Origin of the sequence: Burkholderia pyrrocinia (genome assembly GCF_001028665.1) — a bacterium.
GTDB classification, from domain to species: Bacteria; Pseudomonadota; Gammaproteobacteria; order Burkholderiales; family Burkholderiaceae; genus Burkholderia; species Burkholderia pyrrocinia.
The window spans coordinates 556,292-568,710 of record NZ_CP011505.1 but is presented as its reverse complement, the minus strand read 5'-3'; the positions used below and the strand labels follow the sequence as shown (position 1 = coordinate 568,710).

The 12,419-nt window shown below is 65.3% G+C and carries 4 protein-coding genes; all 4 read left to right on the top strand.

What is annotated here, in order from left to right:
* Positions 1 to 1,345: 1,345 nt before the first annotated feature.
* From ABD05_RS38460 to ABD05_RS32670, 4 genes are read left to right on the top strand one after another with little or no spacing between them, the layout of a single operon-like run.
* Complete coding sequence (locus ABD05_RS38460) at positions 1,346 to 1,705, top strand: hypothetical protein (RefSeq protein ID WP_047904277.1); 360 nt, start codon at positions 1,346 to 1,348, stop codon at positions 1,703 to 1,705.
* 13 nt (positions 1,706 to 1,718) lie between these two features.
* Positions 1,719 to 4,982 carry a type 2 lanthipeptide synthetase LanM family protein gene (locus ABD05_RS32680; protein WP_158361727.1) on the top strand — a complete coding sequence of 1,088 codons (3,264 nt, stop codon included), beginning with the start codon at positions 1,719 to 1,721 and terminating at the stop codon, positions 4,980 to 4,982.
* A complete protein-coding gene (locus ABD05_RS32675; RefSeq protein WP_047904274.1) occupies positions 4,975 to 6,042 on the top strand; it encodes an SAM-dependent methyltransferase in 1,068 nt (355 codons plus the stop codon). The genes ABD05_RS32680 and ABD05_RS32675 overlap by 8 nt, the downstream gene beginning before the upstream one ends.
* On the top strand, positions 6,042 to 12,347 hold the full coding sequence (locus ABD05_RS32670; RefSeq protein ID WP_063847318.1) for a LamG-like jellyroll fold domain-containing protein: 6,306 nt from the start codon (positions 6,042 to 6,044) through the stop codon (positions 12,345 to 12,347). The genes ABD05_RS32675 and ABD05_RS32670 overlap by 1 nt, the downstream gene beginning before the upstream one ends.
* Positions 12,348 to 12,419: the final 72 nt, after the last annotated feature.

Genomic DNA, 12,419 nt, shown 5'->3' with positions numbered 1-12,419 from the left:
TCACCTGTATTCTTTGACAGGGGCGCCAATTCGATCACTCGCGCCATCGCCAGGAATCGAGCGATCCGCGGCGCTATTTTCTCAGGAAGAAAAATTCATGAAGGCAGGTCGCAATTTGTGCTTTTCACCCCAAATTCCCCATTTATCGGAAACGAGTCCGATCGATGCTCTGCGGTTTCAGAGAATGCATTACCCGAGAAAAGGCGCGGATATGATTTTTATGCGACCTGGCACGGTTCAAATATTGAGCAAATCCGCATTCCAATACCTTGATTTGTGCGGTTCGGCGGGCCCGGTCCCGGCCGGCGGAACTTGCGGGTAGCCCGTCCGGTGGGCCGCACATCCGGGAGAATGGCTCCGTGTTGCTTGGGGGGGAACGTACGCGGAAATCCGGGTTGTCAGTGCGTCTCACGCAAGTTGAAGCAGGGCATGACGAGGCTCGTCACGAAGCGGCGGTTTCGGTCGCGAAGTCTGACAGCCGGCTCCCGTAGGTGGGCCGAAGAAACGAGGGGCTCGATTTCGACACGGTTTGCCGGGGCAAGCCGATCCCACTGCGACAAGGACTTGCGATCCGCCCCCCAAGTAAATTGATGCCGTACGGCCGAGCGCTGGATGCCAGCGTCGTCGCCACCGAACGACCCTCACCGATACCGAGCCGTGCGTCGAAATGCTCCGGCAGGAAACCCAGGCGCTGTGTGCGACCGCGAGCGCACGATGTCGAACCGGCTGATCTGCGTGCGCTACGCGACGCGCGGGCTGGCGAGCATCAAGCTGCCCTGAACGCGTGCGCGGCCGCGCAGACTGCCCGGTACGCCGATCGCGGCCGCGAGAGGTGTCCTGCCCGAGCGCGCTCCGCCGGACGCAAAAAATAATCCACTGAATGAGCCGGATAAATTGTAAAAATTAACAGGCCCGTTCCCGATTTTTTGTACTAAGGTAATACAGACGTTATTCGTGGCCAGCACTCGGTGGAGAGGCAGAAAGCGAAATAAAATTCGCCTGCGCCAATTTTGGCAGAAGCCGGGGATGCGCATTTCGGGGAATCACCAGACACACATCAAGCGATCCGCACGGTCGTCGCACGCGAATGCGTGGGCGAGGGCACGCCCTTCGATTTGAAGGGCGTGTCCGGAGCGTTTCATAAAATATTGCATTGAAACAATTTTCATGCAGTACGGATCGGCTCGTCCTCTCATGAAGGGTTTCCGGGAATAAAGAATAACTTAACGATATCGATCGATTTCATTGTTCAAGAAATTGAAACCTCAGGGAAATAAGTGTCCGTATCGCCGATATGGGCGTGAACGTCGTCAGCCTGTTGGATATTGTTTCGAGGAGACCTGATATGAATGACCATTCGTCAAGCAGCAATCCGTCATTGCGCGGTGAGCGGCCGAACGGCGCCCAGGCGGGCATGTATGCGATCGATCCGGAAATGCTTGAAGCCATGCTCGTCGAAGCGACGGACAACGCACCGGCCGTGAATGACCCGTCGCTGGCGTCGGACGACGATCTGGAGACCGACGACCTGCAAGCAATCGGCGCCGCTGCTTCCGACGCGCCGCCGAAAACGCAAACCGGCTGCCCGAAGACCCAGACCGGCTGCCCGAAAACCCAGACCGGCTGCCCGAAAACGCAATCCGGCTGTACGACGAAGACCGCCACCGAACGGTGCCAGAAAACCTGCGGCGGGTGTCGGGGCTGACGGAGAGGTCGCAATGGACGCGCAAGCCGTCACGCTTCTTCCTCCACTCGCGGAATCGACGTTGCGCGATTGGGTCGCTCGCAGCGCGTGGCTCGGCGAGCGACTCACCTGCACCCCCGACGCCGGTGGCGTCGGGGGCGACAAGGAGGCTGCCGCTTTCGCGTCCTGGCGACGGTTGGCCGCGAAGGATCACGCGCACCACTTCGACACCTATCTCGAACGGCTCGGGCTGAGCGAGCGCCAGGCGGTGCTGCGCCTCGGCCCTGCGCGGCAGGCCGGTCACGCTGCGCTGCCTGACTGGGCGGCTCGCTTGCCGGCGTGGATTGCGCTCGTTTGTGCGGGCGACGCGGCAACGGGCGGCCGCGACGACGGCAATGTCCCGTTTGGCGATCTCTTTCGTCCGTTGGGCAGCGCCGTATGGGATCGCATCGCCCGCCACCTGGATGGCTCGCTCTGGGCCGCGCCGGTTCGAGACGACGTGAGCGCGGGGCTGACGACGCACCTGTCCGCCCTGTTCGCCGACAGCCTTTACGTCTGGTTCGACGCATTCCGGTCTGTCCGGCAATCGCACGGCCAGCCTGCGGCGGACGCGTCGAACCGGATTTACGCCGATTTCCTGGCGTGGCTGCGCAGCGGGCATTTCGTCCGCTTGCTCGACCGAAAGCCGGTCCTTGCCCGCTTTTTCGCGATCTCCATCCTGCAGTGGGAACAGCATGTGACGGAACTCGCGCAGCGTCTCGAGCGTGATCGGCAGGCGATTGTCACGCGGCTCTTCGCCGGTCGCGCGCCCGGTGCGGTCGCCGGACTGGATTTCGGCATGTCGGATCGGCACCGGGACGGGCGCGGCGTCGCGATCGTGCGGTTCGACGGCGGGCAGCAGCTGGTTTACAAGCCTCGGGACCTGGGCATCGATGGTGCCTGGGCGACATTCCTGCAACGCATCCAGGCAGCCGGCGCGCCGGGTGAGCTGCGGACGCCGGACGTACTGTGCCGGGACGGCTACGGCTGGACGTCGTTCGTCGACGCCCGGCCGTGTGCATCGCTCGACGAAGTACGCGCGTTCTACGCGCGTGCAGGTGCGCTGCTCGCGCTGTTCCAGATCCTTGGCAGTTGTGATTTCCATCAGGAGAACGTCATTGCATGCGGGAGCCATCCGATACCGGTGGACCTCGAAACGCTGCTGCGCCCCGCCGGCAGGCTCGATGGCGACGACCCATCCGTGCATCCGGCCATCTCAGCCGCGGCGCGACGCGTGAGCGCATCGGTGTTCGAATCGGGCTACCTCCCGTACTGGAATACGTTTCGCAGCACGAGATGGATCGGCGGCGGGCTGAGCTGGTCGGCACCCGAGGAGGTCACGGTGACCGGCTGGCTGCATGCGAATACCGATGCGATGACGCTTGGCCGCAAGCCGCTCGTGATCGCAGCCGTGCGGCATCTGCCGAGGCTCGCGGAATCCGTCGTCGATCCTTCCGGCCATCTCGGCGACATCGATGCGGGGCTCGTGGCCATGGGTCGCTTCGTTCTGGCCCATCGCGAGACGGTCCGCGACGCGCTCGCCGTCTTTCGCGACACCAGCGTGCGGGTCGTGCTCCGCGACACGCGCTTCTACGAGATGTTGAGCCGGCGTGCGGCGCAGCCGACTCGGCTGGCGGACGGGTTGAGCGCCAGTCTCGAGTTCGAGTTCCTGATGCGATTCCATCATCCGCTCGACGCGAACACCATGACGTGGGTGCGTTGCGAGCAGGCGGCCATGCTGCGCCTCGATACGCCGCTGTTCCGGATGAGAAGCGACGGGACGACATTGCATGAGGCCGGCAGCGAGGAGGTCGAATTCTCCTACCCGGAAAGCGATGTGCTGTCGCCGATCGCGCACGCGGCGGCACGGCTCGATGCATTCGACGACGCGCACCTCGAGCAGCAGCGGCGGCTCATGCGCTTCGCGTTCTCGCGCGACGGCGTCGCGACCGCGTTCGCCGACGACGCGTGGCCGCAGGACGGCGATCGAGCCTGGCGTCCGGACGAGATGGTGCAGCGTGCTACCCGGATCGGCGAGCATCTGCAGTCGCTGGCCGTCGTCGGCGGCGGCGGTGCGGCGTGGATCGGCCTGCCCACGACCGCCATCGATGCCGAGCCGCGCATCCAGGTGCTGGGCGAGAACTTCTATGACGGGACGACGGGCATCGCCGTTTTCCTGCTGGCCCTTGCTCGGGCGACCGGACGCGACGATTTCAGGCAGGTCGGCCTCGACGCATTTGCGACGCTGCGCGACCGTTTCGTCCGCGAACGGCATGCCGGCTTTTCCGACCGGGACCGGATCCTCGGCGGAGCCGAAGGCCTGGCGTCCTGCATCTACCCTCTGGTGCTGGGCGCGCAGCTCGCCGAATCCGACGTGCTGCTCGACTGGGCCGAGGAGATCGCGCAATGCATCGGCGACGCGTGGATCGGCGCGGATACCGCATACGACGTCATCGGCGGGGCGGCGGGCGCCATGCTCGGCATGCTGGCCTTGCATGAGGCCGGCAGGCCGATCGGACTGGACCGCGCGATCGCCTGCGGTGCGCATCTGCTCGCACACTGCCGGCCGGCTCAGGCGAGCGGCGCCGCCGGCCATGCGCGTGCGCTCGCGGGCATGTCTCATGGCGCGGCGGGGTTCGCTTATGCGCTCGAGCGCCTCGCGGCCGCGTCGGCGCGACGCGAGTGCTCGAGCGCCGCCGCGGAATGGGTCGCATACGAGCACGCGCTCTTCGACGAAGCAACCGGCAACTGGCCGGACCTGCGCTTCGCGGCCGACGAACGAGCGCAGCCCGATCATGCGATCTGCCGATGGTGCCACGGCGCATCCGGGATCGGGCTGGCGCGTCTCGGGATGGTTCGGCACGGCGCGTCTGCACGCGCCGTGCTCGAAGACGTGGAGCGGGCGATCGCCCGCACGGTCGCGGAACCGATGAGCGCGCTCGACTGCCTGTGCTGCGGCAATTTCGGACGGCTCGATCTGCTGCTGGAAGCCGGCGTCACGCTCGGGAGGCCGGCGCTCGTCGCGTTGGCGCGCCGGCGCGCCGCCGCTCGTCTGGATCGCACGGTGGAAGGCTTCAGCTGGCCGTTCGGCAGCGACAACGAGAACCTGGGGTTTTTCCAGGGGCTCGCGGGCATCGGCTACGAATTGCTGCGCCTCGCGTATCCGAACGAGTTTCCATGTGCACTGCTGTGGGGGATCGGGCCTCGCCCGATTGCGTCCGCCCATCGGGATCGGGAAGAGGAGACATCAGATGCATAGCGAAGCGGAAGTGACGATCGTTGGCGGCGGGCTCGATTTCTCGATGCATCCGAGCGTCGAGGCGTGCCGTGCGATTCGCCACGCGAAGGTCGTGTTTCACGCCGGATGTCATGAGGGCGTAGCCCGCTGGCTGGCCGATCTCGCCGGCGACGCGGACGTCGTCGACATCGATACCGGTCACTATCAGGTCGGCCAGTATCGGCCCGACATGTACCGTGCGATGGCGTCCCGGGTGGTGGGCGCGGCGCGCGAGTCGGGCGCCGTGGTCCTGATCGAGCCGGGCAGTGCGATGGTGACGGACCTCGTGACGCGCTTCGTGCTGGAGGCCGCCCACGGCGCCGGACTGCGCACGCGGATCGTCGCCGGCATCTCCAGCCTGGAACATCTTTGCATCGCGTTCGGCATCGATCCGTCCAGCGGATTGCAGACCGTGCTCGCCCAGGAACTCGTGGCCCGGCGCATCAGGCTGAGCGCCGGGCTCGATACCGTCGTCATCCAGCCCGGTTACTTCGACACGTTGTGGCACGTGGGTTGGCCGCAATCCCGTGCCGACCGCTTCGACGCGCTGGCCGAGACGTTGTCGTTGTCGTTCGGGGCGCATCAGGCGATGGTGCTGGTCAGGTTTCCGATGCATCCGGGCGACGTGACGCACGAATTCTGGTTCGAGCTGGCCGACCTGCATCGAACGGTGCCCGTGATGACGCCGCTGCACACGCTGTTCGTCCCCGCGTCGGAACGCGGCGAGCGCGATGCGACGTTCCAGTCGCGCATGCACGTGTGGGCGCGCTCCATCGCGTTTCTCGAAACCGGCACGGACGGCTTGCCGCTGCAACTTGCGCCGATCGCGTCGAATGGCGACCTGCAGCAGATCGAGGCGCGGCTCGATGACGATCTCGTGTCGTCGTCGCTGACGCTGGCGGAGGCGTGGCGACGTCAGGCGCTGGCACGGAGCACGGCGAGGATCGCATTCGCACGCAAGGCGGGCACGGATGAGGCCGACCCCGGCGATGCCGCAGCGGATCGACTGGCTGCCGTTCGGCACAACACGGGAGCGCAGTGATGCGCAGCCGCGAGACCTTGCTCGCGCGTGCGAGCTTCAAGTATGCGACGACGCTCATGCATCTCGGGCGCGTGTTCGGATTCTGCGCACGACAACGCACGGACGGCGAACCGTTCGAAATCGGTTACGTGCTGTTGTCGTCCCAGTCGAGCAATCCCGACGACGATACGGTCTGGAAGGACTTCGAGCGCCTGATCTTTCCGCGTCAGCTGCGCCCGGTCGGGCACGGCGTCATCGTGCTCGATTTCAGGGACGCGCCGATTCCGGCCGCCGACGCATCGTTCCAGGTGATTTCCGACGACGCCTACGTCTACGTGTTCCGGCAATCGACGAACGGGACGCTTTACGTCGATCGCTTCATCTACGACGAAGTGCTCGACCGGCTCGTCAACGCGTGGGAAACGCGGTTTCGGCGCAGCCGCAAATACGACATCCCGCTCGACAGGCGCGATACCTTCGGCAGCGCCGACATGGAGGGCATCCGCTTCCTGGAGCCGACCACCGAGCTGACGTTCGTCACCGGCGTGACCGCCGGGCAGTTTGCCGTATCGATCCTGCCAACCGAGCTGCCGGGGCAAAGCCGCTGGCAGATCTTCGCTTACGACGGCGGCGCGAACACGCTGAACAGCTTTTCCATCCAGCGCGCGGCGAACGGCTTGTTCGATCTGCAGGATTCGCTCGACCTGTCGTCCGGTCAAGTGCCGCCCGACGCATGCTTTGCGCTGTCGTTGTCGGGGCAGCCCCTGAAGCAGGCGAGCGGCCCGGCGTGCGTGCTGTACAACCGGCAGGAGCGGCTCGTCGGCGAAGACGGCCGCCCGTCGCTGCAAAAGCGTGCGTTGCGCCTGATGCTTGCGCTCGCCGTCGGCGACGACAAGCAAGTCGCGGTGATCGATTTCGGCATCGGCAGGGACGGCAAGCTCGCGCAAGTGGATCCATCGCTCGCATTGACCGCCGCACCGGCGATCGGCACCGGCCTGAGCTTTACGCCACGATACGGCACCGAGGTGGCGATTGCGTCCATCGTCGGCGGCCCGGCAAAGGCGATGACGTTTGAAGCGTGGCTTTATCCGCACGAAGTCGCGGCCGACACGAGCCTGATCATTCAAAGTGCGTCCGGCGAGGCGCTGCCGTTCGCGCTGTGGCTCGCGCAGGGCGTGCCGACTTTCGCCGTGGGCCGGACGAGCGTGATCGTGCAGGCCGATGCCGCCGTCGAAGCCGAATACTGGGTGCATCTGGCAGCGACGTACGACGGCACGAACGCCACGCTGTTCGTGAACGGTCAGCCATACGCGCTCGCCGCCGACGGCGTCACGATCCCGGTGGACCCGCCCGCAAGCGGATATCGCATCGGCGGCGCATCCGGTGTCGACGGCATTCTCGACGAAGTGCGCCTCTGGAACGTCGCGCGCGGGCGCGACGCGATTCTCGCGACGCTTTGCACGTCGCTCACTGCGCAAACGCCCGGATGGGCCGACCTGGCCGGTTACTGGCGCCTCGACGAACCGGGCGACGCGTCGCGCTTCACGGCCGTCGCCAACTCGGCCGCGACCGGCGCGGCCGCGGACGGCGTGCTGGACGGCGCGGTGTGGAGCCGCAGCGCGGCGCCGGTCGGTGCCTCGATGACGCCGATCGCCTGGGATGCCAACGGCCTGTCCGTCAGCGGCATGACGCTCGCCTTTGCGTCGACCGACACGACGCCGCAACTGGTCGACGGCGGCGATTCCATGCTGCACCTCTATTACGCGCAACGCGGCAACGGCAACCTGATGGCGGCCCATTTCAGCACGGTGACGGCGCGCGCGTCGTTCGGCGTGCGGTGGCTGGCGGCCGATCCGGACAAACCGGACAACGATCAGACGGGCGACGCGGTGTTCATCGCGCGCTCGCCCGGTGCATGGGTGAACCCCGTGTCGACGACGCCGCGGCTGATCGCGATCACGATCGACGCATCGGACGCCGGCTTGTGTACCGTCGAGCTGCGCAGCAACCAAGGGCTCGTCGAGACTTGGCCGAAGGTGCCGCGCGGGCTGGACGCGTTCGCGCAAGTGATCAACGGCGAAGCGATGCAGCAGACCGACGATCCCACGGCCGCCCAGCAGGGGGTCGTGTTGTATGACTACACACAGGTCGCGGTACAGGCGACCGGCGCGCAGCAGGGGCCGCAGCCGGCCTCCGGGGCAGGCTCGAACCTCTTCAGCGTGATGACCGACGTCTGGCCGGACAACGGCATGCCGGCGCTGATGCAGGCCACCGACGGCAAGGCATCGCCGTCCAGCCGGCGCGCCGGCATCGATGGATGGTGGCTGTACGATCCGCCGCTCGCCGATATCGATATGACCGACCCGGGCCAGTTCATCCAGGTGTTCACGGCGGACCAGGTCGCCAGCTACGAAGGCACGCTGATACTGCCGGGCGATGCCGCGCTGGAAGCGTGGGTGAAGCCGGCGGCGTTCAGTTCCGGGGAAAACGCCACGGTGCTCGTATTCGACAAGCCCGACGGCAGCGCGGACCCCGAGATCGGCACGCGTTACATGCTGGCGCTCGACCCGACCGGGCGCGTGATCAGTGCGAAAGGTGCCGTTGCGTCGATCAGCCAGAGCGCGATCGCGCCCGGGCAGTGGACCCATGTGGCGGCGTCCTACGCGAGCGACTACGGGTTGCAGCTCGGCGGCTCGCGTTTTCTCGACGCTGGCAATGCCGACACGTTGAGCACGCTCGATGCGCTCACCATCGAAGCGTGGGTGCGGCTCGACAGTCTCGGGCAGACCCAGACGGTCGCCTCGCGCTGGAACGACGCGATCGGGCAGGGCTGGTCGTTGTATATCGAGGCGGACGGCAAGCTCGGTCTGCGCGTCAATCAGGACACCCAGACGCGTCAGGTCGCGCGCACGGTGACCTCGACACGCGCGCTGGACATCGGCAAATGGCATCACGTCGCGGGCGTCTACACGGTCGAATTCGAGAAGCAGACGGCGATCATGTTCAACAACGGCAGCTACGTGAAGCTGCCGCAAATGACGAACGCTCCGACCGACGCGGTCACGACGATGATGTGGATCAAGAGCGTCGGGCCGTACAAGGCGGGCCTCCAGATCCTCATTCAGAGCGTCGATCCGAAGCAACCGGTGCCGTTCCTGCTCTATCTCGACAACGGCGTGCCGACGTTCACGGCGTTCGTCGGCGGCGTGGAGCAGACGACCACGGCGAGTGCGACGCTACGGTCGGACGACTGGATCCACATTGCCGGCCGCTACTCCGCGACGCTCGGCATCGAGCTGTACATCGACGGTCAATCGATCGGCGAGCTCGCCGCGACACCGCATGCCGAAGGCACGTTCGTACAGCCCGCGCTCGTCGCAACGGGAATCGACGCGGCCTATTCGATCGGCGGCATGGCGACCCAGCAATCGTTCACGGGCATGATCAACGAGGTTTCGATCTGGAACAGGGGCTTGACCGCCGACGAGATTCGGCAGCGGATCTCGCGTCCGCCCAGCGCCAGCGATCGCGGCCTGGCCGGCTACTGGCCGTTTGCGGACCTGTTCGGCACCACCGTGATGGACCTGGCAGGCACGAGCAACGGCGAGCTGGTGGGCGGCAATTTCGTGCGTGTCGACAAAGGCCAGTTCGCGCACAAGGTTTTCATCGACGGCAGATTGCAAGGGTTCGAGCACGTGACCGATCCGATCGTGCCGACGCAGGCGGCGCTGATGCTCGGCTCCGGCAACTACAGCGACTATCTGCAAGGTGCCGTGGGCGACATCCGGCTGTGGAAGGCCGGGCGGATGAACTGGCAGATCGAGTTCTTTGCGGACCGCAACCTCGAAGCGAACGCGCAAGGCCTGATCAGCAACTGGCGCTTCGATTCCGGCTCCGGGCGCATTGCCTACGACGCGAAGAGCGACAACAACGCGGTGATACACGACGCCACCCTCGAGCTGAGCAACGAAGCGGTCGACAAGATGTGGATTCACACGACGTTCAGGGCCGGCTGGACGATCTACATCGACGGCGCGCGGCAAACGTCGGACGCCTATACGCTCGACAAGGTCGGGTACGGCGACGCGCAGGCGACGATCGGCGCGCAGTTTTACCGGTCGGCCTTTGCGCGGCAGTTCACGGGCGAGCTGATCGAGCTGCGCGTGTGGCGGCGTCAGCGCACTGCACAGCAAATCCGCGAGAACATGTACACGCAACTTGTCGCGGGGGAACCCGACCTGGCCGCGTACTGGCCGCTCAGCGAAGGATCGGGCTCGACGGTGCCGGACGTCACGGGTTGGGGCGCCGACGGTGTGTGGATCGGCGACGGCACGCCGAAATGGCAGGGCGCACTGGCGCCGGTGGGCATCGAGTTGCCGGCTATCCGAAATACGCTGGGCGGCCTCGTTACGCCCTACAACGCGTCCGGGAAGGGGGCGCCCGGCGCGCGCCAGTACGGTGCGCTCGAAGCCGACGCGTACGGCAGCTCGGTAGCCGTCTATCAGCGCGCGTACGTCTATGTCGCGGCGGATGGGGCGCTGGCGCTGTTCGGCAACTTCAAGGTCGGCGATCTCGATGTGCAGTACATCGGTCAGGCGCAGATGGCGCCAACGCTGATCGGCTATATCGAGGGCGCACCACCGGTCCCGGCGGAGAACCTCAAGGTGTATCCCGGTACGCCGAACATCTACACGGGCAGCAGCTCCATCGCGGTCGACGAGGTCGCGGCGCGGACATTGCAATACACCGCGAACCGCGATACGGGCTTCGACATGCAGCTGAACACGCGTTTCGGCGTGAACTTCGAGGAGCGGATCCAGGCCGGTATCGGCGTCACGAAGCTGTTGTTCGGCTTCATTTCGAATATCGGCGTACAGGCGAATTTCATGCAGAGCGTCGGCACGGTCGCGGATGCGCTGGTCAGCAACGAGACGCGGATCACGGCGCGCAAGAACGTCGAATTGCGGGGCGGCTGGAAAGGCAACGCCTACAAGATCGACAACGGTTACGGGCAGATCTGGTTTCCGAGCAACATGGGCTACGCGCTCGTGCGCTCGGCGACCGCCGACATGTACGCGTTGCGCATCCGCGGCACGGGCGCGCTCGTATCGTATCAACTGCGCCGCAATCCAGACATTCCGGAAGACATGAACATCATCATGTTCCGGCTGCGACCGACCTACGTGAAGAACGGCACGCTCGACGGCTGGATCGGCTTCGAACGCGAAGCGTCCTACAAGGCGCTGCAACCAGGCCAGTTCGGTAGCTACTTCAAGCCGCTCGAAGCCTATGCGCTCAAGCAACTGATCGATCGCGAGCATCAGCAATTGCGTACCTATTTCGACAACTTCGATGCCGGCAGCATCGGGCGGCGGCAGAACGTCGTCAATTTCCAGCCGGGCGACATCGGCGACACGTCGAACGACCTGGCCAATATCCTGATGGGAGAACGGCAGCGCGAGGCGATCAGCACGGACGACTGGAAAAAGAAGATGGCGCGCCGGAACATGGTCAATACCTACGTGTGGACGGCTGACGGTGGGTTTTATGCGGAAGAGGAGCAGTTCACGGCGGTTCGCCAGGAGCAAAGCGGCGGCGCCTACAGCTTTCACGGCAAGGGCGGCTTCTACACGGAAATGAAGATCAGCGTCGGGGTGGCGTTCGAGCTCGACGCGCTGTTCGGCGGACACATCATCACGCAGGCCGCGAAATCGCTCGCCGAGAGCGAAGCGTTCAGCCTGTCGGTCAACGTGAACGGCGAACGCTATATCGGCCTGATGCGGGACGATCCGGACACCGGCATGCCGGACTATTCGGAATTGCCTTCGCCCGGCAAGGTGCGCGGCTACCGCTTCATGAGCTTTTACCTCGCCCCGACCAAGAAGAACTTCGACGAATTCAAGAGCGTCGTGGATGAGGACTGGCTCTACCGGCAAGGGGAATACGCAGGCTCGTTCGATCCCGACGCGCTCGCGTTGCGCCAGGCGTTGTCGAACGTCAACGAAGTCTGGCGCGTGTTGCATCGGGTCACGTACGTGAGCCGTGTGCCGCCGCAGATCAAGGACGCCGGCGAATCGATTCCCGTCGACGCGCGGCGGCCCGACGCGGAAAGCATCACCAACAACTATTGGCTGATCGCGGAACTGCCGGAAGGCGCGGACCCGAATCCGATGGCGAAAGTGAGCGAGGAGGCCGATGCGCTGATCGCCTCGCTGGAGACGCAACCGGTATGGGGACGCATTCTCGCGAAGCACCGCGCCGGCGTGAAGGAAGACATCATGAAGTACATGCGGGCGTATTACGGCTTGCCTTCGTCTTCCGCGTGACGAGCGGTGGACGCAGGCGAGGCGTGCTTGCCGTCTTCCGCCACGGCGGAAGACGAGCGACCACGGAGACCA